Genomic DNA, 24,550 nt, shown 5'->3' with positions numbered 1-24,550 from the left:
TTATATGAATATTTTTTTTGTAACAATAATAATCTTTATTTTAATTTATTTTTTTTTGAAATGGTTTGTAAATTCTAAATCAAATAAAATTAAAAATATTTTTCGCAATACATTAATATTTGGTTCAGTAATATTCGCAATTTTAATCGCATTTGCAGGACGTTATGTTTTTTCAATTCCATTCTTATTAGCGGTTTTACCATTAATAAAAACCAAGGCTGGTATAACTTTATTTCAAATTTTAAGATTGTGGAGTTTAGTTAGAGTTTTAAAAAATTCAGGTAGATTTAATTTCAATAATTCGACACAAAATAAGAGTTTACAATCAATGTCAAGAAATGAAGCTTGTGAAATTCTTAACCTTGATCCTAATAAAAACTACACTAATGAACAAGTTTTAACATCTTATAAAAAAATAATGAAAAAAATTCACCCAGATAAAAATCCAGAATTAAATAATCTAGCAGTAATAGTAAATCAAGCTAAGGATACTCTTATAAATTAATCTACTTATTTTTTATTTCTAAAATTTTTTCTTCAACCATCTTCACAGTGATTGAATTTGGTGAGTAAAGAAAACTATGGTTGATGTTATCTAAACTTGCATTTGGAGGAATTATTCTGTGATAGTATTTGCTATAATCAGTGTATGCTCTTGGTGAATTTATTAAAAGCACTATAGCTGGTTTTTGAGATTGAGAGGTAACATGATGCATAAATGAATCGTTTCCCACATAGAGATCACATAAAGCAAAGAATGGAACTACCTCTCTTATTGATTTATTACTTAAATCTAAACAATTTTTTTTTTCTATATTATTCATAATTTTTTCTGAAATATCTTTTTGATTAGGGCCTGCTTGTATATAGAAAAAAAATTCACCTATTTGGTTTAGTTTGTTTATTAAACTTATAAAATTTTCTTCTCCCCATCTGGTATCTGGACCAGATGACCCAGCACCTATTACAATATTAAACGTACTTGAATTAAAAAATTTTTTTGTTTGATAAATTTTTTTCTCGCTAATTTGAAATTTTGTTTCAGTATCACAATTATTTATCTTTAATTTTTCACAAGTGAATTTTTTTGCAGCATCAACTAAATGTAATTTTTTTTTTTTAAAAAAAGGATAACAAAAAACTTTTTTTATACCTGCAATTTTTCCAGCTATAAATAACCGAGGGCTAGGATAAAATATATATATTTGATCAAGTTTTAATTTTTTTAATTTAGAAGAAATTTTAAGTATATCTGTAATTTTTTTATTTTTTTCTAAAATAATAACTTCTTTTATTGACCCATCATCTTCTAAAGCCTGATCAAGATTTTTTGCTAGAGTTATAAGTGTTATTGGTCCATAAATCTTAGCTATTTCATGACAATAACTCAGGTGCATAATGTTTGCACCTAGACCTACATAATTTAAAAATACTCCAACTCTCATAAAAAATCTTTTAAAATAATTTTTTTAATTTAACTTATAATTAAGTATAAAATATTATTATGATAAAAGGAATTTATGCAGCTACATTATCTATATTAAATAGAGATTTAGGATTAGATATTAAAAAAACCATATCCCATGCAGAAAAAGTTATCGATGATGGTTGTCATGGAGTAGTTTTTTTTGGTAGCACAGGACAGTCACAATTAATCTCACTTAGTGAGAAAATAAATCTTATAAATAATTTACCTACTTCTGTTCAGCGAGAAAAATTTATTATTGGTACAGGATTAAATTCTTTAGGCGATACAGTAAGTATAATGAAAATTTCTAAATCTTTGGGATTTAATAATTTTTTAATTATGCCCCCGGCATATTACAAATATGAAGATAACGACGTATTTAATTTTTATGCTCAAATAATAAAGCAAATTCCTGACAGTAAAATTTTATTATATAATTTTGAAAAGCTCTCAGGATATAAATTTAGTGAAGATATAATATATAAATTAGTAGAAAATTTTTCTGAACAAATAATTGGCGTTAAAGATAGTTCATATAATTTATTCGAAAAAATTAAAATCAATAATTTTTCTATGATGCCTGGGTCAGAGTCAAAATTATTGAAAGGTCTTGAGTTAGGATGTTCTGGAATTATCACAGCAACAACAAATGCAACATCAAAATTAGCAAGAAAAGTATTTGATGATTTCTTAAAAAAGAATGAGCAAACAGAAAATCAAAAACTATGTGATGTAAGATCTACATTTGAAAACTATAATTTAATCTCTGGTTTACATACTTTTTTCGGTCAAAAAGATCAAAATTATAAAAATTTACTTCCTCCATTAAAAATTTTGACTGACAATGAGGAAAAAAAATTATTTAATGACCTAGAAAATTTGAATTTTAAATAAATTGGTAAATTTATATGCAACTTGCTCGTTTTTTAAATAATGTTTTCAAAACTGATGGGTTTATCCTTGTTGATGCTAATTCAAAAAATTATGTTATAGGCACACCAAAAAATAAAAATCCAATTAAAGTAAAAATTTTAAATAAAAATCTTCATTATAAATTATTATTTCATCCCGACCTTTATTTTGGTGAGGCTTATACAGATGGAGAGATAGTTATTGAGAATGGAAGTCTTACAGATTTTTTAGATTTATCTTTGATGAATTTTGGAAGAGGAGATTTAAATTTTTTTAGTTATTTAATTAATAGATTGAGGGGCTCATATAGATATCTAACAAATTTTAATTTTATCAAAAAATCTAAAATGAATGTTTCACATCACTACGATATTAAAGATGAACTTTATGATTTATTTTTAGATCCTAAAAGACAATATTCATGCGCTTATTTCAAAAATGAAAATGATACTTTAGAGACTGCTCAAAATAACAAAATTCAACATATAATTAAAAAATTAAACATAAAGCCAAATCAAAAAGTTCTTGATATTGGATGTGGATGGGGATCTTTAGCAATTGATATTGCAAAATCAGCTAATTGTGAAGTTACTGGAATCACATTATCAGAAAACCAATTAAAATATTGTAAACAAAAAGCCAAAGAACTTAATTTAGAAAACCAATTAACGTTTAAATTAATAGATTATAGAGAACTTGATGAAAAATTTGATAGGATAGTAAGTGTTGGGATGTTTGAACACGTGGGAAGAAAATTTTATAAAAAATTTTTCTCACAAGTTGAAAAACTTCTTAAAGACGATGGAGTTTCATTAATTCATACCATAGGCTCAGTAAATCCACCAAGAGATCCTCATCCATGGATTACAAAATACATATTTCCAGGTGGCTATACACCAAGTTTAAGTGAAGTAACCACTCCAATTGAAAAAGCTGGCTTAATTGTGGCTGATATTGAGGTATTAAGGATGCATTATTCTCATACGTTAAGGCATTGGAAGGAAAATTGTATAAATAATAAAGATAAAATTATTAACATGTTTGATGAGCGTTTTTATAGAATGTGGGAATTCTATTTAGCGGGTTGCGAAATGGCTTTTAAATGGGGAGACCAAGTTGTATATCAGTTTCAGCTAACCAAAAACTATACCTCTACACCCGTTACAAGAGACTATATTTATCAATAATTTATTGATAAAAAATAATTTCCTTTAAATGAAAAAAATAAAAAAAAAACAAAATAAATCTATTAAAAAAAGTAAAAAAAAACCTCAGTTAAAATCAAAAAGGTCTAAAAAAATTTCTAAAGTAAAAAAAATAAAACCTAAAATTAAAAAAACAAATAAAATTAAAGTTAAAAAAAAAAATATTTCAAAAGTAAAAAAAAAAATTCTAAAGAAACCTAAAGAAAAAAGTTTTCTTTTAAAAATAATTAATTTTCAAAATTCACTAAAACCTGAATTTAAACTCAGATTAAATTTCAATATAGAAAAATATATTCAGGCATTTTTTGATAAAATATCTGAAACAATCAGTAATTATAAAACTCTTAAAAAAGATGAGCAGAGAAGAATAAAACTTGAAAAACAAGAGCAAGAAAGACAGGAAAAACTAGCCTTACAGCAAGAGAAGCGGAAAGAGCAAGAATTAAAATTAAAGCTTAATGAACAGGTATTAAAGGAAGAGATTAGATTAGAAAAACAAAGAACAAAAGAAATTAAATTATTCCTACGAAAAGAACAGGCTTTATTAAGAATTGAACAAGCTGAAAAGCAAAAGAAATTTTTACAACAATTAAAATTAGAAAAACAGATTGAAAAATTTAGAGTAAGAGAAGTTAAAGAATTAGAAAAACTTGAAAGAATATCATTAAAAGAAAAGAGAGAAGATTACGCAGGACTTCAACAGAGAATTGAGAAATTAAAAGAAAAATATAGAATAATAAGAGATCAAAAAATTAGAGAGAGAGTAGAGGCATTAGGTGTTAAAATTCAAGGTAATGAGGATAGGGAAACATTATTAAGAAAAGAAAAAGAATACACATTAGCAAGACAAAAAATTGAATTTGCTCTTGAAAGCTTTTATAGGAGTGCCAGTAGTTTAGTTTTCCAACTAAATAAAAGACACATCACAAGACACATGTCTATTTTTCGATGTATTGATAGAAGATTTGAAACAGGTGAGATATTTGTTAAATGGGATGAGGCTCCTGATGAGGAATGGTTATTATTAATTTATATTAAAAATAATTCTCCTGATGAAGGTATAGTTATTGAAGACAAAACTAATCCTGAAAAAAACATCTCTCATGAATTTAAAAATAATGAAATATTTAAAGCTTCAGACACTATGGTTGATTCTTTAACTCAATTAATTGCAAGAAAAAGATCAAAAAATAACAATTAATTATTTCATTTAATTTAAGTATTATTGGTTATGTTTTATGGAATAATTGCAATGGTAATTCTATATGTGCTGCTAAGTTATATACTTGCTTGGATCAGATATTTTAATAGTCAGGACGAAAGGTTAGGACAATCAACTTGGAGATGGAGTTATGATTATGAAGTTGATGGAGAAAGAGACATATCAGATTTGGATGACAAAAATTTTGTAAGATTAAGAAGAAAAAGAAATAAAATTATTACTCTGATGTATTCTGTAGTTTTAATTATGTTTATCCTCTCAATGTCTTTATTGAGTCAAATTTTGATATTTTTTCTTAATTAATTTTTTAATTGTTTTTTATTTTTCAAATACAAAAAATACGCAACTATTTCATATCCATATTTAAAAATTGTAAAAATGATAGGAAGTTTGAAAAAACTATATAAAAATTTATATTTTGGTATTCTCTTCCATACATAAAGGAAAGCTTCTGCACCTTCAATTACTTGATCATTTTCTTTAATGTGCAATCTTCTTAAAAGTTCTTTGTCATTTTTGGAAGTTTCTTTTTCTGCTTCTTTGTTATCAGTAATATCTATCCAATCAATATCTTCAATATTCTCTTTTTTATACATATTGATTTCTGATCTGCAAATTTTGCAAGAGTTATTAAAATAAACTTTCATAGAAAATTATATTAACTTTAAAATTAAGCATGTAAATGCGCCAAATGATTAGTTGAAAATTAATAATAAAGCACTATCTAAAACCGAGTGAGTAATTTTTTTGACAAATCTGATTTAACAAGAAAAGATGCTGATGCAATAGTATCTGATACATTACAAAATTGTGATGATGGTGAGCTATATTTGGAGGACACTAAATCCGAATCTATTTTATTAGATGATAATAAAATTAAAAGCTCAAGCTATAGTTCAGATTTAGGTTTTGGATTTAGAGCAATTACAGGAGAGGTTGTTGCATATTCTCACTCTAATGAAATATCAAAAGATTCATTAAAAAAATCTTCTGAAAATTTAAAATCTACACTGAAGTCTATGAAAGGTACTTATAACCAAGATATTTCAAGAACTAATAAAAAATTTTATCAGGATATTAATCCCATAGAGCAGAAAACATTAAATTCGAAATTAGAAGTATTAAATAAAGTAAATGAGTATCTAAGAAAAAAAGATCAATCTGTAAAACAAGTTACTACAAGTTTTGCAGGTGAACAAAAATCTATTGAGATTATAAGATCAGGTGGCGAGGTATTAACTGATGTCCGACCATTAATTAGATTTAATGTATCTGTGATGTTAGAAAAAAATGGAAGAAAAGAAACTGGCGTTTATGGAATAGGTGGAAGACAATCTTATGATGAATATCTAAATAATGACAATTGGAAAACTGTATGTGAGGAAGCATTTAGAATTGCCTCGGTAAATTTAGAAAGCAAACCTGCTCCAGCAGGAGAAATGAAAGTTGTTTTAGGACCTGGATGGCCAGCGATTTTAATACATGAAGCTATTGGACATGGTTTAGAGGGAGACTTTAATAGAAAAAAAACTTCTGCATTTCATAATCTTATGGGCCAAAAAGTTGCTAGCGAAGGAGTCACAATTGTTGATGATGGAACAATAGATAATAGAAGAGGTAGCTTAACTATTGATGACGAAGGCACACCAACAGAAAAAACAGTATTGATTGAAAATGGGATATTAAAGAATTTTATGCAAGATAGATTAAATGCTAGATTGATGAACACCAAATCGACTGGCTCAGGAAGAAGAGAAAATTATAGACACGTTGTTTTACCAAGAATGAGAAATACAATGATGTTGAGTGGAAACCAAACTCAAGAAGAAATGATTAAATCAGTAGACAAAGGAATTTTTGCAGTAAGTTTTGGAGGAGGACAAGTTGATATTACATCTGGAAAATTTGTATTTAATTGTACCGAAGCATACGAAATCAATAATGGTCAGATCGGTTCACCGATAAAGGGGGCAACATTAATCGGAGATGGTCCTTCAATTTTAAAAGAAGTTTCTATGGTTGGAAACGATATGATGTTAGACCCTGGTATAGGAACTTGTGGTAAAGCTGGACAAGGTGTTCCGGTTGGAGTAGCTCAACCCTCAATCTTAATAGATAAAATGACTGTTGGTGGAACAAAACTTTAAATTATGGTTAAGGATCAAGAATACTTAAGATCAAAAGCATCATATTGCTTAGATTTAGCCAAAAAGTTAGGTGCGACTGGATCAAGCGTAACAGTAGTTCATTCAATTTCTGAAACTGTAAATTTTAGAAATAATACTTTAGACGAGTCTAATAGATCAGATGGATTAGCAATAAGTATTGAGACTTATTTGGGAAAAAAAAGATCATCAATTTCTTCATCAAATTTATTAGATGATAACATTAAAACCTTAATAGAAAAATGTTTTGAAACAACCAAAAATACTCCTGAAGATGAATTTAATTCTTTACCAGATAAAGATCTTTTAGCTAAAGAAATAAAAAATTTAAATTTATATGATGAAACACATTTTGATAATGAAAAAAAAATTGAATATTTGAAAGAGCTTGAGAGTGCTGCATCTTCAGAAGAAAAAATCATAAATACAGAATCTAGTTTTACTGAAAATAAATCTAATTTTATTTTAGCAAATAGTGACGGATTTTGTGATGGATACAAATCATCTTCATTTAGTGCATCTTGTGTTACTGTTGCCAAAGATGAAAATAGCATGGAAAGAGACTATGAGTTTACAAGCAAACGTCATTTATCTGACATTAAAAGCGCAAAAGAACTTGGTCAAAAAGCTTCTGAGCAAACCATAAGAAAACTAAGCCCAAATAAAATTGGAAGTGAAAAAATAAGCATTATATTTGATAAAAGAATTGCAAAAGGGATGTTGGGAGCCTTTGCAGGAGCTATATCGTCATCTGCGATTTCTAGAGGAACATCTTTTCTTAAAGATAAAATCAATGAACAAATATTTACAGAAACAATAAATGTTATTGATAAACCAGATATTAACAAAGGTGTTGGGTCCCAAATTTTTGATTCAGAGGGAGTAAAATCAGATACTTTAAATCTTGTACAAAATGGTGTTTTAAAAAATTATTTAGTCGATACTTACAATGGAAAAAAACTTAATTTAAAATCAAATGGAAGATCTGGTGGTACAACAAATTTATATTTCGATAATGGAAATATTAGTTTTGAAGATTTATTAAAAAGTAATTCAAAACATATTTATGTAACCGAAACAATAGGCCATGGAAGCAATTTGGTTACAGGAGATTATTCAGTAGGTGCAACAGGCTTCCTAATTGAAAATGGCGAATTTAAATTTCCAGTAAACGAAATAACAATTGCGGGAAATTTCAAAGATATGTTTAAAAATATAACTTTGGCCAGTGATTTAGATTTTGAATATTCCATTAACTCACCAACTATGATGATAGAAGGAATGACAGTTGCAGGTAAATGAGCACTTACTGTGTAATTGGATCTGGAATATCTGGTGCTACAATTTCAAATTTATTAAATAAAAAACATTCTGTAGATCTCTATGATAAAGCAAGAGGTCCTGGTGGCAGATCATCGTTTAAAAGGTTAGATAAAAAAGTAGGGTTTGATCATGGTGTTCAATATATTTCCCCTAAGACTACTGAGTTTAAAAAATTTGCGACAAAACTCATAGCAAAAAAAATATTAAAAAATTGGAAGGGTCGACATATTTTTCAAAATAAAAAAATAAAAGAAGATAAAAACCATCAAAAAATAATTGGTAAACAAGGTAATAATGCTATTAGCAAATATTTATTAAAAAAGATCAATTGTGATTTTCAAAAAGAATTAAAAAAAATTGATTACAATAAAAACAAATGGAAACTTACTTTTTCTGATGGCAATAATAAATTTTATGATAATCTTATTTTAACCTGCCCACATCCTCAATTAATTAAATTAGCAAAAAAATTTATTAATCATTCATTTATTAAAAAAGAAATAAAAATGGATGCAAATATTACAGTCATGATAAAAATAAAAAAAACTGGAAAAAACATTAGTAGTTTTTTATTTGATGATGAAATTTTAGGTTGGGCTGCTAGAGAAAACAGTAAGTTAAGATTTAAAAGTAATTATGAATTTTGGACACTTCAAAGTACTGCAATGTGGGCAAATAAAAAAATTTTGAAAAATAAAGAAAATAAAGATTTAAATTCAAAAATTTTAATCAATAAATTTTTTGATCTTACTGGTATTAAAAAAAGTACTGTCCTGTTTTCTTTAAATCATGGATGGATGTATTCATCAAATTCTAAACCTCTAAGAATTAAAAGTTATTGGAATTCAAAAATTAATTTAGGAGTTTGTGCTGATTGGTTTGTTGGACCAAGGTTAGAAGCAGGATGGATTAGTGCTAATGATCTTTTTAAGAAAATAAACAGATAAAATTACTCAATATTTTTAAGCCTATACTCCCAACTTCCCATTCTTTCGTATGTAACTTTTACTATTACAGAAGTTTTTTTATCAAGCCATATATCGAAATTTAATCTTTTATCTTCTGGAAGCGTCATATCTTTAGAAGTGAGTTTGAAATGATCAGTTTCAAATTCTTTTCCATTGATAGTTATCTTTTCTTTGCCAATAAATGTAACTAGTTGTTCTTTTATACTTCCAGAAATAGGACTAATCTGGCTTTCTGCCTGTAACAATTTATGGCTCCACCAATTTCCAATTGTATTCTTTAAAGAAGCTTCACCAGAAAAAGAAGATCCTTGAATATCAAATTTATTAGTTCGATTATTTAAAATTAAATTGACAAATTTTTCTTTTTTATTTTGACGTGTTTTAGATTTAAAGGATATTAAATTATCACCTAAATATTTTTCTTCACCAAAACCTTCCACTTCAAAAATAGTTGCACCTAGCAGTTTTACTGTGAATTTATATTTATTATTTACAGTTGTTTCATTATCTTTTCTTGCAAAAGAATAATTATTATAGCCTATAACTTCATTATTTCTTAAAATTTCAAGTTCAATTTTTTTGAAGTTATTATAATGACCAACATGGGCATTTGAGTTAAAAGTAAATAATAATAATATTAAACTAATAAAAATTTTTTTCATGATAATAATATAAAAATAAGTAACTTAAAAGTATCAGTGTTTGATGTTTCTATCTATAAAAAATATTCCTAAAGTAAATTGGAGTTCAAATAAAAGTTTGAATTTCAGGCCAAAATTTTCAACATCATTTTTCTTAATTTTTGGATTAACAATTTTTGGTTTAGGAGAAGGTTTATTAATTTTATCAACAACTGGAAATTCACCCTGGTCAGTATTAGCCGAAGGTATTTCCCTAAACTCTAGTCTATCTATTGGTGCGGCAACTTTTTTTGTAAGTGTAGCAGTACTTTTTTTATGGATTTTTTTAAAACAAAAACCAGGTCTTGGAACAATATTTAACATCATTGTGATTGCTGCTATGATTGATTTTACTCTTAATTATTTTCAACCTCCTTCATCTATTTTTACAAAATACTTGCTAGCAGTTCTTTCAGTAATTTTAGTAGGACTTGGTAGCGGTATTTATTTAGTCGCTAATCTAGGCCCAGGTCCACGAGATGGTTTAATGACAGGATTAACAAAAACAACAAATTTACCTATAGCATTGGTTAGAGCTTTTTTAGAAATAACAGTTGTAATTATTGGTTGGTATTTAGGTGGAACTGTTGGAATTGGTACCCTAATTTTTGCTTTTGGAATTGGCCCTTGTGTAGCTTTAGGATTATTTTTAGTAGGAAAAATATTTGGTTAAGCTGCTGCGCTAGTTTTTTCACTTCTTTTTCTTTCATGAGGATCAAGAATAGCTTTTCTTAATCTACATGAATCAGGTGTAATTTCTAATGCTTCATCAGTGTTTAGCATACTTAGTTGTTCAGCTATTGACATTTTTCTAACAGGGGTAAGAACAACATTTTCATCGGTTCCTTGTGTTCTCATATTTGTTAATTTTTTTCCTTTCATGACATTAATGATCATGTCACCTGGTTTTGGTGATAATCCAACAATCATACCTGGATAAACAGGATCATTATGGGTAACAAACATTTCTCCTCTTGCTTGAAGGTTAAAGATTGCAAAAGCTACTGCTTTTCCTTGTTCCATTGCAATCAATGCACCATTTCTTCTGCCTTCCATTTCACCTTCAAAAGGACCGTAGTCGTGGAAAATTCTATTAATTACACCTTCACCCTTGGTAAGAGTTAGAAACCTACTTGTGTATCCCATCAAACCTCTCGTAGGAGCATGAAATATCAATCTTTTCTTATTTGTGCCTGTATCTTTTAATTCAATTAATTTACCTTTTCTTCTATTCATGGAGTCAATTACTTTCGAAGAGTGTTCTTCATCTAAATCCATAGTAATTTCTTCAATTGGTTCAAGTTTGTTTCCTTGATCATCAGTTTTAAATAAAACTTTCGGAGGACTTACTGTCATCTCGAAACCTTCTCTTCTCATTTGAGTAAGAAGTATTTCCAACATTAATTCACCTCGTCCACTTACAACAAATGCATCTTTTCCCTCATTTTCTGAAAAAGTAATTCCAACATTATTTTGTGCTTCTTGAACTAGTCTTTCTCTAATTTGAGTACTTGTGAGTTTTTTTCCTTCAGTTCCTGCTAATGGAGAGGTATTGACAGTTATTGTAATTGACATTGTTGGAGGATCAATCGGTGTTGCTGGTATAGGATCATTTACTTCCAAATTACAAATTGTATCTGCAACATTTGCTTTTTCTAATCCTGCTATTACAACAATATCTCCTGCTTCTCCAACTTCAATTGGAACTTTTTTGGTTCCTTCATATCTAAAAATTTTTGTTAATTTACCTTCATCAACTTTTTCACCACTTAAATTTATTGCTTTTATTGGTTGGTTTGCTTTTGCTGTACCTTGTGTAATTCTACCAACTAAGCTTCTTCCTAAAAAACTATCTGAGTAAAGTAAAGTTGATAACATTGCAAAAGGTTTGGTCTTATCTAAATTAGCTGGTTTAACATGCTCTACTATTAAGTCTAACAATGGATTTAAATTTTCTCTTGGCCCATCCACTTCATTATCTGCCCACCCAGACCTTCCACTTGCGTATAACACTGGAAAGTCTAACTGCTCTTCATTTGCGTCAAGACTTACAAATAAATCAAAAGTTTCATCTAAAACTTCATTGGCTCTTTGATCTGCTTTATCTAATTTATTAATAACTACAATTGGTTTTAAACCTTGTTTTAAAGCTTTAGATAAAACAAACTTAGTTTGTGGCATCACTCCTTCAGCAGAGTCAATTAATAAAAGAGCTCCATCAGCCATGCTTAAAACCCTCTCTACTTCAGCAGCAAAATCTCTGTGTCCAGGTGTGTCAATGATATTTATTCTTGAATTATTCCAGTTTATTGATGCTGGTTTTGCAAGAATTGTAATTCCTCTTTCTTTTTCAAGTTCCCCAGAGTCCATTAATCTTTCATCAACAACTTCATTTTCTCTAAATGATCCACTTTGTTTCATTAAGTTATCAATCAAAGTTGTTTTTCCATGGTCTACATGTGCTATGATTGTGATGTTTCTAATATTATTGCTCATAAAATTTGGCTCTTATACATATTTAATTTGATATTAAAACTTAAAAAAAGTCATATCTGGCTTGATAAATCTTAATATATTGAGGATTAATTAGATTTCTTTAACTTTTCTTTTTTAAGTTTTCTTTTTTCTTTAAAACTCAACTTTGGTTTCTTCTTTACACTAGAATCTTTAAATGACTTTCCACTATATCTTTTGGACATATTTTAACAGATTTATGGTCACTTTATACTTTTTGATATTTTTTTATATTTAAATTTGTCAAAGATATATTTTTCTTTTTTTTCAATTAATTGTAAGTTTTTTTTATTAAAAAATTGAAATATATTTTCATTATTTTTGTCAGAGGTTGAATTTTTATCTAAATTATCATTTTTTTTTTCTTTAATATTTGCTTTTTTTAGAAAGTTCTTGAGATCTTGGTTTAGGTTTTCAGTTTTAAAATAATAGTTTGTAAAAATTTTCGAGTTTAACTTTTTGATCATTTGATCAAAACTATAATTTGATTTGAAAAGAATATTGTAATCTTTTCTTAATACATTTTGATAAAAAAAATAATGACTCATATACCCGAGTTTTTTATGAGGCATAAAACTATAATCTGAACTAATCAGATTTTTATATTTAGCATTTAGTAAAATTTTTAAAACTTTATTAAAATTTTTTTTTGAATTTGCATCTGAAAATAATTTTTTTAGTTCGTTTGTATCTTTAGAAATTTGACTCACCAAATATTTAAAAATATTTGATGAAAATTTTAACCTTTTCATTTTAACTCTTTTAGACGTTAAATCTTTATAAAGAGGTGACATATTTTTTTTAATGCATGACCATTTCCAAAATGATAGATACCAAAAATATGGCGATCTTATAACACCTACTTTAAATTTTTTTTTAAATAAATTAGATTTTAAATTGTGTTCAACTGTATCATGATGAGTAGTAATCGATATATCTTTATATCTTTTAAAATAATTTCTTAAAAAACTAGTACCTGTCTTTGGCACTTCGATTATAAAAAAATTTTTACCTATAATCATTTGTTCAAAATTTACTTTGTTTTATTATAGCATCTTTAATATACATTTTAATAATGAAAAAAATTTTTAAAAAATTGTTTTCAAAAAGTAGAATTGATTTAATTCAAAAATATTTATCAGTTAAAAATCCAGTTATACTGGAAATAGGTATACATAAGGGAGATTTCTCTGAGCAATTGCTTCAAAAATTAAATCCAAAAAAACTTATATTAGTTGATCCATGGATTGCATATAGCGATTTAATCTACCAAAAATCTTGGTATGGAAACACACAACACTCTAATCAAAATATTCAAGACCAATATTTTTTAGATGTTAATAAACGTTTTGAAAAAGATATATTGGAAAATAAAATTCAATTATGTAGGAAAACTTCAGATGATTTTTTTTTGGAAAATAAAAGTATATTTGATTTAATTTATATAGATGGAAATCATCTTTTTGAATTTGTTAAAAAAGATATAGAAAATTCTATTAAGTTTATAAACAATGATGGATTAATTGTACTTGATGATTATGGTCTAAAAGGATGGTGGTTAGATGGTATAACCAAAGCAGTGAAATATTATGAGAAAGAAAAAACTATAAAAATTATAAGTAGACATAATATTTTTAATTATCATCACCAGTGCATAATAAAAAAAATTTGAAACTAAAAAAAAACCCGAGTGTTAAACTCGGGTTTTTTCAAATAATTTATAATGGTTAAATAGGTTTACATACCCATTCCGCCCATTCCGCCCATTCCGCCCATTCCTCCAGGCATACCACCAGGCATTCCTCCACCTGCAGCATCTTTTTCTTCTGGTTTGTCAGCTATCATAGCTTCTGTAGTTACTAGCAATCCAGATATTGAAGCTGCGTCTTGTAGAGCGGTTCTTACAACTTTAACCGGGTCTATGATACCTTTAGCAAACATATCACAATATTCTTCGCTTTGAGCATCGTATCCGTGTGTTTTTTTATTTTGCTCTAACAATTTACCAACAACTACTGAACCATCTACGCCAGCGTTTTTAGTAATTTGTCTGATTGGAGCTTCAAGTGCTTTTCTAACAAGTTCTACACCTGCTTTTTGATCATCACCTTTTGCTTTAACCTTATTAAGATCTTGAGCAGCATAAAGCAATGCACAACCACCACCAGTTACAATACCTTCTTCAACTGCAGCTCTAGTAGCGTTTAAAGCATCTTCAACTCTATCTTTTCTTTCTTTAACCTCAACTTCAGTTGCACCACCAACTTTGATTACTGCAACACCGCCAGCCAATTTAGCAAGTCTCTCTTGAAGTTTTTCTCTATCATAGTCAGAAGTCGTTTCATCAATTTGTTGCTTAATTGAAGCACATCTTCCTTCGATATCAGATTTTTTACCACTTCCATTAACAATGGTACTGTTATCTTTATCTACTTTAACTTTCTTACATGAACCTAGGTCATCAAGTTTAACATTCTCAAGTTTAATTCCTAAATCTTCAGAAATAACCTGACCTCCAGTTAAGATAGCAATATCTTCAAGCATTGCTTTTCTTCTATCACCAAAACCAGGTGCTTTTACCGCAACTACTTTTAGACCACCTCTTAACTTGTTTACTACTAAAGTTGCTAAAGCTTCACCTTCAACATCTTCAGAAATAATCATTAATGGTCTACCTGCTTGAACAACGGCTTCTAAAAGGGGAACCATTGGCTGAAGGTTTGTTAATTTTTTTTCATGTAAAAGAATGAAAGGGTTGTCCAACTCTGTAGTCATTTTATCACTATTTGTAATAAAGTAAGGAGATAAATAACCTCTATCAAACTGCATACCTTCAACAACATCTAGTTCAGTTTCAATTCCTTTATTTTCTTCAACTGTGATTACACCTTCGTTTCCAACTTTTTGCATTGCTTTTGCAATCATTGTTCCAATTTCTTTATCACCGTTCGCAGAAATTGTTCCAACTTGTGCAATTTCATCACTATCTTTTACTTTTTTAGCTGATGCTACTAAGTTTTCTTTTACAACTTCAACCGCTGCATCAATTCCTCTCTTAACGTCCATAGGATTCATGCCAGCAGTTACGTATTTTACACCTTCTCTAACAATTGCTTGTGCAAGAATAGTTGCAGTTGTTGTACCATCACCAGCTTCATCATTTGTTTTGCTAGCAACTTCTTTAACCATCTGCGCGCCCATATTTTCAAACTTATCTTCAAGATCAATTTCTTTAGCAACAGAAACACCATCTTTAGTAATTCTAGGTGCACCATAAGATTTATCCATTACTACGTTTCTTCCTTTAGGACCCAAAGTTACTTTAACAGTATCAGCTAAGATATTTACTCCTCTAATCATAGCTGCTCTTGCTTCAGCATCAAATTTAACAACTTTTGCCATTTTGTTTTCTCCTTTAAATTAAATTACTTACTTGAAATACCCATAATGTCAGACTCTTTCATTATGCTATATTCTTTGCCATCTATTTTGACTTCAGTCCCTGACCATTTGCCAAATAAAACTTTGTCACCAACTTTAACATCCATTGGAATTGTTTTTCCATCTTCTGTTTTAGCTCCACCACCAACAGCAACAACTTTTCCCTCTTGAGGTTTTTCTTGAGCTGTATCTGGGATAATTATTCCACCAGCAGTTTTTTCACTGCTGTCTAAAACTTCGATTAATACTCTGTCATGTAACGGTTTAAACTTCATAAATCTCCTTTATAATTCTATATAAATATGAGCCTCATATAGATATTTCATAGCCTATTTCAAGATAAGAGAATCTTTTCAGAGTAATTATGCTAGGAAAATCTAAATATTATGGTTTATAGGTAAAATAATGACCAAAAATTTAGACTTAGATGGCCTTCGGTCAATTGCTGATAATTATGACCTTTTTTACATAGATTTATGGGGGGTCATTCATAATGGTGTCAAATTACATAACTCAGCAATAGCAACTTTAAATGAACTAAAGAAAAAAAATAAAAGTTTTGTTCTTTTAACCAATGCTCCAAGACCAAATACTACAGTAAATAAATTTTTAGAAAAAATGGGCATGAGCGAAGATTTGACAAAACATGTTTATACCTCGGGAGAGGCAGCATTAAATTTTTTAAAAACATCTTTTAAATCAAAGAATTTTTTTCACATAGGTCCTCCTAGAGATTTTGATTTGTTCAATGAATTTAAAAATAATAAATCAACCAAACTAAATGAAAGTGAATATTTACTTTGTACAGGTTTATTCGATGACCATGAAGATGATTTAAGTTATTATAAAAATCTGCTTGAAAAACACGCAACAAAAAAAATGATTTGTACAAATCCAGATTTAATTGTTGATAGAGGAAATATAAGAGAGTTGTGTGCAGGCTCAGTTGCTATGGTTTTTGAAAAAATGGGTGGAGAAGTAATTTATTTTGGTAAACCTCATGCGGAAGTTTACAATCAGTCTATAGACAATGTTGGTAAGAGAGTTTTGGCAATTGGTGATAATCTAAATACAGATATAAAAGGTGCTAACTTATTAAATTACCATTCCCTGTTGGTTTGCAATGGAATTCACAAAGAAGAAATACAAAATAAAGGGGTTGCTGAAGTTTCAAAGGAGTATGAAGCTATCGTTAATTTTACTCAAACAGAATTAAAATGGTAAAGTTATATAAAAATTTCAATATTAATAATCACCACAAAAATTCAATTATATTAATTGGAAATTTTGATGGTCTTCATTTAGGACATCAAAAATTATTTAAATTAGCCCTATCATATAAAAAAAAATATAATTCAAAAATTGGTGTGATTAATTTTGATCCAATGCCCAAAATGTATTTTAACAATTCATTGAAGAATTTTAAAATTTCGTCTGTAAATCAAAAATTAGAATTACTTAAAGAATTAAAAGTAGATTTTATAATTACAAAAAAATTTGATAAAAATTTTTCTAAAATAAAATCAATTAAATTTATAAAAGAAATTTTATATAAAAAACTCAATTGTAAGTTTATATTTGTAAGTAATAATTTTAGATTTGGAAATAAAAGAGAAGGTGATGTTAAATTACTTATTCAAAATGAAAAAAATTATAATTATAAAGTAATTAAACCAAAGCCGCTTTTAAAAAGTAAAAAAATAGTATCTTCAACGTTAATAAGAAACTTGCTAGAAAAAGGTAATTTAAATAGAGCTAATAAATTTTTAGGAAGAGAGTGGACTATTGACGGAATAGTTCAAAAGGGCAGACAAGTTGGAAAAAAAATTGGTTTTCCAACATGCAACATAGATATTAAGGATTATGTGCTAGCGCAGCCAGGAGTTTATGCGGTAAGAGTATTAAGAAAAAAAAATCAAAAAAAATTGAGTGGTATAGCAAATCTTGGCTACAGACCCACATTTAATCAAAAAAAAATCTTACTTGAAGTTCATTTGTTTAATTTTTCTGGAAATCTTTATAATAAGCTTTTATCAGTGCAGTTTTTAAAGTTTATTAGAAAAGAAAAAAAATTTAAGAATGTTGATGAACTTAGAAAACAAATTAAATCTGATTTAAATATTGCAAAAAAAACTAAATGAGCAAACCTGATATAAATTTACCTAAAACAGCTTTCTCGATGAAGGCAAACTTGCCAACTAGAGAACCTGAAATCTTAGATTATTGGAAAAGAATTAATCTTTATGATGAATTAAGAAAATCAAGTAAAGGAAAAGAAAAGTTTGTTTTACATGATGGCCCTCCATATGCGAATGGCAATATTCACATGGGTACTGCATTAAATAAAATACTTAAGGATATAATTGTAAAATTCCACCAAATGGACGGTAAGGATTCAATTTATGTTCCTGGATGGGATTGTCATGGTTTACCTATAGAATGGAAGATTGAAGAGGAATACAAAAAAAATAAGAAAAATAAAAATGATGTTCCTGTAGTTGAGTTTAGAAAAGAGTGTAGATCATTTGCAGAAAAATGGATTGAAATTCATAAAGGTCAATTCAAAAGACTAGGTGTTGTTGGAGATTGGGATAATTACTACTCTACAATGAGCTTTGATGCAGAAGCTCAAATCGTAAGAGAGCTTGGTAAATTTTTAAAAGATGGAAGTTTGTATAGAGGCTATAAACCAGTTTTATGGTCAACTGTTGAAAAAACTGCTCTTGCTGATGCTGAAGTAGAGTATCAAGATCATAAGTCAGATACGATTTACACATCTTTTTCTGTTAAGTCATCAAAAAACAAAGATCTAGAAGGAAGTGAAATTATAATTTGGACTACAACTCCATGGACTATACCAGCAAACAAAGCTTTAGCTTATAATGAGGCTTTAGAATATGTTTTATTGCAAGTAAATGATGAGGGAGATTTTCAAAACAGAAAAATAGTTGTTGCAGCAGCTTTACTAGAGTCAGTAATTAACGAGTGTGGTATAAAAAATTATAAAGAGATTAAAAAGTTTAAAGGTGATAAGTTTAAGGAAACAATTTGCAATCATCCATTTTTAAATTTAGGGTACGAGTACGAAATTCCAATGTTGGAAGCAAGGTTCGTAACTACTGAACAAGGAACAGGAATTGTTCATTGTGCACCTAGTCATGGACCTGACGATTTTAATTTATGTTTAAACAATGGAATCAAAGCTATAGAGACAGTAGATAGTGATGGAAAATATACTAACAATGTTAAATTATTTGAAGGAATACATATATTTAAAGCCAATCCAATTGTAATAGAGAAACTTAAAGAACAAAAAAATTTATTATCAAATGGAGAACTTGTTCACTCTTATCCTCATTCTTGGAGATCAAAGGCTCCATTAGTGCATAGAGCAACACCACAGTGGTTTATTTCTATGGAAAGTCACAAATTAAGAGACAAAGCTTTGAAAGCTATTGATGACACAGTATTTTATCCAAGCAAAGGAAAAGAAAGATTAAAATCCATGATAGAGACTAGACCTGATTGGTGTGTATCTAGACAAAGAGTTTGGGGTGTGCCTTTACCTATTTTTGTTAATAAAAAAACTAAAGAAATTTTAGTTGATGATGAGGTTAATGAAAATATTGCAGCAATTTATGAAAAAGAGGGATCTGATTGTTGGTTTTCAGATGATCCTCAAAGATTTTTGGGAAAAAAATATGATGCAAAAGAATATGATAAACTAAGCGATATTGTAGAAGTATGGTTTGATAGTGGATCAACTCATTCATTTGTATTAGAAAAAAGGAATGATCTAAAATGGCCAGCATCAATGTATTTGGAAGGATCTGATCAGCATAGAGGTTGGTTTCACTCATCTTTATTAGAATCTTGTGGCACTAGGGGAAGAGCGCCGTTTGATTCAATTTTATCACATGGCTTTGTGGTAGACGGTAAAGGTTTAAAAATGTCAAAATCATTAGGAAATGTGATTGCTCCAGAAGATATTTTAAAAAAATATGGAGCAGATATTTTACGAATTTGGGTAGCTTCTTCTAATTACTCAGAAGACTTGAGAATTGATTATTCAATTCTAGATCAGCATGCAGATTCTTATAGAAAAATAAGAAATACTTTCAGATATTTATTAGGTAACTTGAATGACAATTTTGAATTAATTGATTATGAGAAAATTAATATTCAAGATCTTCCAGAACTTGAGCAATATATTTTGCATAAGTTGTACAATTTAAATGAAACATTTAAAAAATATTTTAAAAATTACGATTTTCATAATCTCTACAAGGAATTATTAAATTTTTGTACAGTGGATCTTTCAGCTTTTTATTTTGATATCCGTAAAGATACATTGTACTGCGATTCAGTAAATTCTAATAAAAGAAAATCAACTATCTTATTGTTAAATATAATTTTAGACTCTCTACTCAAATGGTTTGCACCAATTTTATCATTTACAACTGAAGAGATTTATAGATTAGTTTTTAATAATGGAAAAAGTATACACTTAGAAAAATTTATAAAATTTCCTTCAACTTTTAATAATGAAAAATTGAATGAGAAATGGAATGAATTAATCAAAATAAGAAATATTTGTAACATTAGCATTGAAGAAAAAAGAGCGAACAAAGAAATTGGATCAAGTTTGGAAGCTACAATAAAAATATATCTTGATAAAAAATATGAAAATATAACTCAAAATATAAATTTTTCTGAATTATGCATTACTTCTAAAGCAGAAGTGATTTTTAAGGAAAATTCAGAAATCAAAGCAATTACAACTAAAGCAGATGGTTCAAAATGTTCTCTTTGTTGGAAAATTAATGAGGGAGGTTGTGACAGACCTAATTGTCCAAAGAGCTCTTGATGGTGCTCAAAAATTTTATTAAAAAAAATTATCTTTCTATATCTATTGTAATAACAATTTTTTGTTTAGATAGAATTTCAAAACTATATATAATTTATCTTGATAAAATTAATCTTCAGTCAGAAATATATATATCTAAATTTTTAAATATTTATCTTATATGGAATGAAGGTATAGCTTTTGGAATTTTTTCATTCAGTGAAAATTACATGTATAACTTGCTAACTTTTTTAATATTGTTAGTGATTTTGGTACTTACTTTTTATTCATCAAGGGAAAGTGGCTTTAAAAAGTACTTACTTTTAATCGTACTAGGTGGTGCCTTGGGAAATTTTTTTGATAGGTTAATTTATAAAGCAGTTCCAGATTTCATCGATTTTCATATCGGAGACTTTCATTGGTTTATATTTAATGTAGCGGATATATTCATAAGCTTAGGAGTATTTTTTATGATTTTATTGGAAATTATTGGTAAAAAGAAATCAAATCAAAATGTTTAAAAAACTTAATATTTTAATAATAATTTTATTCTTATCCTCTTGTGGCTTAGAAAAAGGGTTCGTAAATTCAAAAAAAGAAAATAGTGATGAATTTTTAGTTGAAAAAAAAATGCCACTTAAAATGCCACCAAGTTTTAATGAACTACCAGAGCCAAAGGAAAATAAAATTTCACAAAATAATGACGATGAGACAGAGGATGGAATCAAGTCTTTAATCACAAAAACAGAAAATCAGGAAGAAAATCAAAATGAAAAAAAAGAATTAAATAAAAATTTAAAAGAAACTTTACTTGAAAAAATTAAAGAAAATTGATGCTTTCTTCTGGTATAAAGTTCAAGTCATTTAAATTTAAAAAAAGTTCAAATAAATATAAAAAGATTCTTTTCAAATTATTAGATAGCAATATTCAAGTAATAAATTCTTTAAGTAATAAATATAAATTTAATTATACTAAAAAAAGCATCTCAAAATTTAAGAAAAATAAATATTATAGATTAATCGGAATGGGAGGTTCAATTCTTGGAACACAAGCGATCTATGATTTTTTAAATCAAAAAGTAAAAAAAAATTTTTCATTTATTGATAATTTAAAACCTTTCAGACAAAAAAATAAAAAAAAATATACCAATTTAATAGTTTCAAAATCTGGCAATACTATTGAAACAATAGTTAATGCAAATATATTAATAAGTAAAAAAGATGAGAACTTATTTATAACTGAAAATAATCCTAGCTATCTTTATCTTCTTGCAGAGAAGTTGAAAGCAGAAATTATTCATCACAACAATTATATTGGCGGTCGTTATTCAGTTTTATCTGAGGTAGGAATGTTGCCAGCTGAGCTCATGGGGCTAAATACAAATAAGTTTAAACAATTAAATTCAATTATTAAGAATACAAAATTTTTAAACTCACTTACATCGAGTGTGGCTTCATCTCTATATTTTATTAAGCAAAATAAATTTAATTCAATAATTATAAATTATGATGAAAATTCAGAGAATTTATTTAAATGGTATCAACAGTTAGTTGCTGAAAGTTTGGGAAAAGCTGGAAAAGGTATTTTGCCTATAGTTTCAACAATGCCAAGAGACAATCACAGTGTAATGCAACTTTATTTAGACGGTTTCAACAACAATTTTTATACTTTTTTTTATGTAGGTGGCGACAAAAGTAGCTTAATAAAAAATTCTGACATCCTATCCTCTAAAAATTATCTAAAAAATAAAAACTTAAATAATGTTATTTTTTCTCAAAAAGAAGCTACAGAAAATGTTTTCAGAAAAAAAAATATTCCTTTTAGAAGTTTTGAAATCAAAAAAAGAGATGAAAAAACTTTAGGAGAACTTTTTTGTTTTTTTATTTTAGAGACAATTTTAATTGGTAAAGCACTAAATATTAACCCATTTGATCAACCAGCTGTTGAATTAATTAAAAAAGAAACAAAGAAATTATTAACTTAAATATTTAAAAAAAATATTTTAGATATTCCATATTTTTTTTCTTCAACCAATTTAAAATTTTTTGACAAATCAATAGGATCATTTTTGTGTCGATGAACTATTATGACGCCATTTTTTTCTAAAATATCCTGATTGTAAATTAGCTCTAAAACATAATTGAAATTTTTATCTTTATAAGGAGGATCTAAAAAAATTAAATTAAATTTTGTTTTTAAATTTAAAAAATTAAAATTTTTATAAATATCTTTTTCTATGATTTGATAATTTGATATATTTTTTAGAGAATCTAAATTTTTTTTTAATACGGGCAAAACTCCATTATAATTTTCTAAAAAAAATACATAATTAGCTCCTCGAGATAAACATTCTATTCCAAAAGATCCAACTCCAGAAAATAAATCAAGCACTATTGAGTTTTCTACTTCAATATTTATTTTTTTTGAGTGAGCTATAATGTTAAAAATAGACTCTTTTGTAAGATCTTTTAGTGGTCTAGTATTTAAATCTTTGGGCTGAATAATTTTTTTTCCTTTAAAATTCCCTGAAATTATTCTCATTACTTAATTACCTTATAACCAATATCTCTCCTATAATAACCATTAGACCAATTTAACTTATTTATATTTTCAAAAATATTTTTTCTTGCTTCACTAAAATCATTTGATGTGGATACAAAGTTAAGAACTCTGCCTCCTGTTGCATATACAGAATTGTTCTCTTTTTTTGTTCCAGCATGGAATAAGTAGTTATGTTTATTTTCATATACATTTTTTATATTTTCTAATTCAATATTTTTTTTAAATTCATCAGGATAACCTTTTGAACAAACAACAACACATAAACTCTTCAAATCTTCCCATTCGATTTTTAAATTATCTAGCTTTCCATCTGTAGCAGCAATAATGACATCAAAAAGATCTGTTTTAAGTTTTGGCAGTATAGTTTGGCACTCGGGATCTCCCATTCGAACGTTATACTCAATAAGATAAGGCTCATTTTTAACAATCATTAAGCCAGCATATAAAAATCCTTTATAGTTTGTTCCTATTTCCTCTAAACCTTTAAGAGTAGGATTAATTATTCTATCAATAACTTTGTTTTCTAATTCTTTTGTTATCAACCTTGATGGCGAGTAGGCTCCCATGCCTCCTGTATTTTTACCTTTGTCACCCTCTAGTACTCTTTTATGATCTTGAGCGGTGTCAAAAGTTTTAAATGATTTTCCGTCACATACAACAAAAAAACTCATCTCCTCACCGTCTAAGAATTCTTCAATCAAAAGGTTTTTTGTGGGACCAAATTTTCCATTAAATATTTCTTCAACCGCTAACATAGCTTCACTTAAACTGTTACAAATATAAACGCCCTTACCTGATGCTAAATTATCAGCTTTAATAACTGTAGGAAAGGTTACTTCATTTAAAAATTTTTTAGAACTCTCGATATTTTCAAAAATTCCAAATTTAGCTGTAGGAATTTTAAATTTTTCACACAGTTTTTTTGTAAAAATTTTGGAGCCTTCAAGTTGTGATGCTAATTTATTAGGTCCAAATACTTTTATTTTATATTTTTCTAAATAATCTACCAGTCCATCTACTAGCGGTTTTTCAGGTCCTACAATTATTAGTTCAATATTATTTTCATGAATAAAATTTTTAATTATTTCAAAATTGTTTAAATCAATACTTACATTTTCTGCAATTTTATCAGTACCTGCATTACCTGGAAAACAATAAATTTTTTCAATTTTTTTGGATTTTTTTATAGAAGCACATATTGCATGTTCTCTGCCACCACTTCCTATTATTCCAATTCTCATAT

At 27.6% G+C, this 24,550-nt stretch carries 25 protein-coding genes; 16 read left to right on the top strand and 9 right to left on the bottom strand.

Annotated elements, in window-relative coordinates:
* Positions 1-4: 4 nt before the first annotated feature.
* Positions 5-505: a J domain-containing protein gene (locus tag ACTTAO_RS02590; RefSeq protein ID WP_440690796.1), complete on the top strand. Its 501-nt coding sequence runs from the start codon at positions 5-7 to the stop codon at positions 503-505.
* A 1-nt stretch (position 506) separates the two neighbouring features.
* On the opposite strand, the gene ACTTAO_RS02585 is transcribed toward ACTTAO_RS02590, so the two are convergent.
* Positions 507-1,445, bottom strand: coding sequence for a glycosyltransferase family 9 protein (locus tag ACTTAO_RS02585; protein WP_440690795.1), 939 nt, complete (start codon positions 1,443-1,445; stop codon positions 507-509).
* 59 nt (positions 1,446-1,504) lie between these two features.
* Between ACTTAO_RS02585 and ACTTAO_RS02580 the strand changes: the two genes are divergently transcribed.
* Genes ACTTAO_RS02580 through ACTTAO_RS02565 form a run of 4 tightly spaced genes read left to right on the top strand, consistent with a single transcriptional unit; the run spans position 1,505 to position 5,110 of the window.
* Positions 1,505-2,362, top strand: a complete 858-nt coding sequence (locus tag ACTTAO_RS02580) for a dihydrodipicolinate synthase family protein (RefSeq protein ID WP_440690794.1) — start codon at positions 1,505-1,507, stop codon at positions 2,360-2,362.
* A gap of 14 nt (positions 2,363-2,376) precedes the next feature.
* Positions 2,377-3,567 carry a class I SAM-dependent methyltransferase gene (locus tag ACTTAO_RS02575; RefSeq protein ID WP_440690793.1) on the top strand — a complete coding sequence of 397 codons (1,191 nt, stop codon included), beginning with the start codon at positions 2,377-2,379 and terminating at the stop codon, positions 3,565-3,567.
* Between the two features lie 28 nt (positions 3,568-3,595).
* Positions 3,596-4,786, top strand: a complete 1,191-nt coding sequence (locus ACTTAO_RS02570; protein ID WP_440690792.1) for a hypothetical protein — start codon at positions 3,596-3,598, stop codon at positions 4,784-4,786.
* A 30-nt stretch (positions 4,787-4,816) separates the two neighbouring features.
* Entirely contained in the window at positions 4,817-5,110 is a 294-nt protein-coding gene (locus ACTTAO_RS02565) for a hypothetical protein (RefSeq protein ID WP_440677666.1), read from the top strand.
* Here the strand turns inward: ACTTAO_RS02565 and ACTTAO_RS02560 are convergent.
* Complete coding sequence (locus ACTTAO_RS02560) at positions 5,107-5,454, bottom strand: DCC1-like thiol-disulfide oxidoreductase family protein (protein WP_440650911.1); 348 nt, start codon at positions 5,452-5,454, stop codon at positions 5,107-5,109. The genes ACTTAO_RS02565 and ACTTAO_RS02560 overlap by 4 nt on opposite strands.
* A gap of 87 nt (positions 5,455-5,541) precedes the next feature.
* Here ACTTAO_RS02560 and tldD point away from each other — a divergent pair, with 87 nt between their 5' ends.
* Genes tldD through ACTTAO_RS02545 form a run of 3 tightly spaced genes read left to right on the top strand, consistent with a single transcriptional unit; the run spans position 5,542 to position 9,242 of the window.
* The gene (gene tldD / locus ACTTAO_RS02555) at positions 5,542-6,954 is read left to right on the top strand and encodes a metalloprotease TldD (RefSeq protein WP_440690791.1); all 1,413 of its coding nucleotides are present in this window, start codon (positions 5,542-5,544) and stop codon (positions 6,952-6,954) included.
* A 3-nt stretch (positions 6,955-6,957) separates the two neighbouring features.
* A complete protein-coding gene (locus ACTTAO_RS02550) occupies positions 6,958-8,274 on the top strand; it encodes a TldD/PmbA family protein (RefSeq protein WP_440690790.1) in 1,317 nt (438 codons plus the stop codon).
* A complete protein-coding gene (locus tag ACTTAO_RS02545) occupies positions 8,271-9,242 on the top strand; it encodes an NAD(P)/FAD-dependent oxidoreductase (protein ID WP_440690789.1) in 972 nt (323 codons plus the stop codon). The genes ACTTAO_RS02550 and ACTTAO_RS02545 overlap by 4 nt, the downstream gene beginning before the upstream one ends.
* Before the next feature lie 2 nt (positions 9,243-9,244).
* Here the strand turns inward: ACTTAO_RS02545 and ACTTAO_RS02540 are convergent, their stop codons facing one another.
* Positions 9,245-9,925: a DUF6134 family protein gene (locus ACTTAO_RS02540; protein ID WP_440690788.1), complete on the bottom strand. Its 681-nt coding sequence runs from the start codon at positions 9,923-9,925 to the stop codon at positions 9,245-9,247.
* A 43-nt stretch (positions 9,926-9,968) separates the two neighbouring features.
* Between ACTTAO_RS02540 and yczE the strand changes: the two genes are divergently transcribed.
* Positions 9,969-10,616: a membrane protein YczE gene (gene yczE, locus ACTTAO_RS02535; protein ID WP_440690787.1), complete on the top strand. Its 648-nt coding sequence runs from the start codon at positions 9,969-9,971 to the stop codon at positions 10,614-10,616.
* Here yczE and typA read toward each other — a convergent pair.
* Positions 10,613-12,439, bottom strand: coding sequence for a translational GTPase TypA (gene typA / locus ACTTAO_RS02530; RefSeq protein WP_440690786.1), 1,827 nt, complete (start codon positions 12,437-12,439; stop codon positions 10,613-10,615). The genes yczE and typA overlap by 4 nt on opposite strands.
* Positions 12,440-12,660: 221 nt before the next feature.
* On the bottom strand, positions 12,661-13,479 hold the full coding sequence (locus tag ACTTAO_RS02525) for a hypothetical protein (protein WP_440690785.1): 819 nt from the start codon (positions 13,477-13,479) through the stop codon (positions 12,661-12,663).
* A gap of 53 nt (positions 13,480-13,532) precedes the next feature.
* Between ACTTAO_RS02525 and ACTTAO_RS02520 the strand changes: the two genes are divergently transcribed.
* Positions 13,533-14,129, top strand: coding sequence for a class I SAM-dependent methyltransferase (locus ACTTAO_RS02520; protein WP_440690784.1), 597 nt, complete (start codon positions 13,533-13,535; stop codon positions 14,127-14,129).
* Between the two features lie 65 nt (positions 14,130-14,194).
* On the opposite strand, the gene groL is transcribed toward ACTTAO_RS02520, so the two are convergent.
* Positions 14,195-15,859 (bottom strand): chaperonin GroEL, encoded by a 1,665-nt coding sequence (groL, locus tag ACTTAO_RS02515; RefSeq protein ID WP_075506444.1) that lies wholly within the window; start codon positions 15,857-15,859, stop codon positions 14,195-14,197.
* Positions 15,860-15,882: 23 nt separating this feature from the next.
* Complete coding sequence (gene groES / locus ACTTAO_RS02510; RefSeq protein WP_075506443.1) at positions 15,883-16,173, bottom strand: co-chaperone GroES; 291 nt, start codon at positions 16,171-16,173, stop codon at positions 15,883-15,885.
* Positions 16,174-16,303: 130 nt separating this feature from the next.
* Here groES and ACTTAO_RS02505 point away from each other — a divergent pair, with 130 nt between their 5' ends.
* The 6 genes from ACTTAO_RS02505 to ACTTAO_RS02480 are packed head-to-tail and all read left to right on the top strand — an operon-like array spanning position 16,304 to position 22,729.
* Positions 16,304-17,122 carry a TIGR01459 family HAD-type hydrolase gene (locus tag ACTTAO_RS02505; RefSeq protein WP_440690783.1) on the top strand — a complete coding sequence of 273 codons (819 nt, stop codon included), beginning with the start codon at positions 16,304-16,306 and terminating at the stop codon, positions 17,120-17,122.
* Positions 17,116-18,039, top strand: a complete 924-nt coding sequence (locus ACTTAO_RS02500) for a bifunctional riboflavin kinase/FAD synthetase (protein ID WP_440690782.1) — start codon at positions 17,116-17,118, stop codon at positions 18,037-18,039. Before ACTTAO_RS02505 ends, ACTTAO_RS02500 begins: the two co-directional genes overlap by 7 nt.
* Positions 18,036-20,765, top strand: coding sequence for an isoleucine--tRNA ligase (gene ileS / locus ACTTAO_RS02495; RefSeq protein WP_440690781.1), 2,730 nt, complete (start codon positions 18,036-18,038; stop codon positions 20,763-20,765). Before ACTTAO_RS02500 ends, ileS begins: the two co-directional genes overlap by 4 nt.
* On the top strand, positions 20,765-21,265 hold the full coding sequence (lspA, locus tag ACTTAO_RS02490) for a signal peptidase II (protein WP_440690780.1): 501 nt from the start codon (positions 20,765-20,767) through the stop codon (positions 21,263-21,265). Before ileS ends, lspA begins: the two co-directional genes overlap by 1 nt.
* Entirely contained in the window at positions 21,258-21,578 is a 321-nt protein-coding gene (locus ACTTAO_RS02485) for a DUF3035 domain-containing protein (RefSeq protein ID WP_440690779.1), read from the top strand. Before lspA ends, ACTTAO_RS02485 begins: the two co-directional genes overlap by 8 nt.
* A complete protein-coding gene (locus ACTTAO_RS02480) occupies positions 21,578-22,729 on the top strand; it encodes a glucose-6-phosphate isomerase (protein ID WP_440690778.1) in 1,152 nt (383 codons plus the stop codon). The genes ACTTAO_RS02485 and ACTTAO_RS02480 overlap by 1 nt, the downstream gene beginning before the upstream one ends.
* Here the strand turns inward: ACTTAO_RS02480 and rsmD are convergent.
* The gene (gene rsmD / locus ACTTAO_RS02475; protein ID WP_440690777.1) at positions 22,726-23,286 is read right to left on the bottom strand and encodes a 16S rRNA (guanine(966)-N(2))-methyltransferase RsmD; all 561 of its coding nucleotides are present in this window, start codon (positions 23,284-23,286) and stop codon (positions 22,726-22,728) included. The two genes, ACTTAO_RS02480 and rsmD, sit on opposite strands and share 4 nt — an antisense overlap.
* The gene (purD, locus tag ACTTAO_RS02470; protein WP_440690776.1) at positions 23,286-24,548 is read right to left on the bottom strand and encodes a phosphoribosylamine--glycine ligase; all 1,263 of its coding nucleotides are present in this window, start codon (positions 24,546-24,548) and stop codon (positions 23,286-23,288) included. Before purD ends, rsmD begins: the two co-directional genes overlap by 1 nt.
* Positions 24,549-24,550: the final 2 nt, after the last annotated feature.

The organism is Candidatus Pelagibacter sp. HIMB1782 (assembly GCF_052047475.1).
GTDB lineage: Bacteria > Pseudomonadota > Alphaproteobacteria > Pelagibacterales > Pelagibacteraceae > Pelagibacter.
Note: the sequence above shows the minus strand (reverse complement) of the source record. Positions and strands in the feature narration are given on the sequence as shown.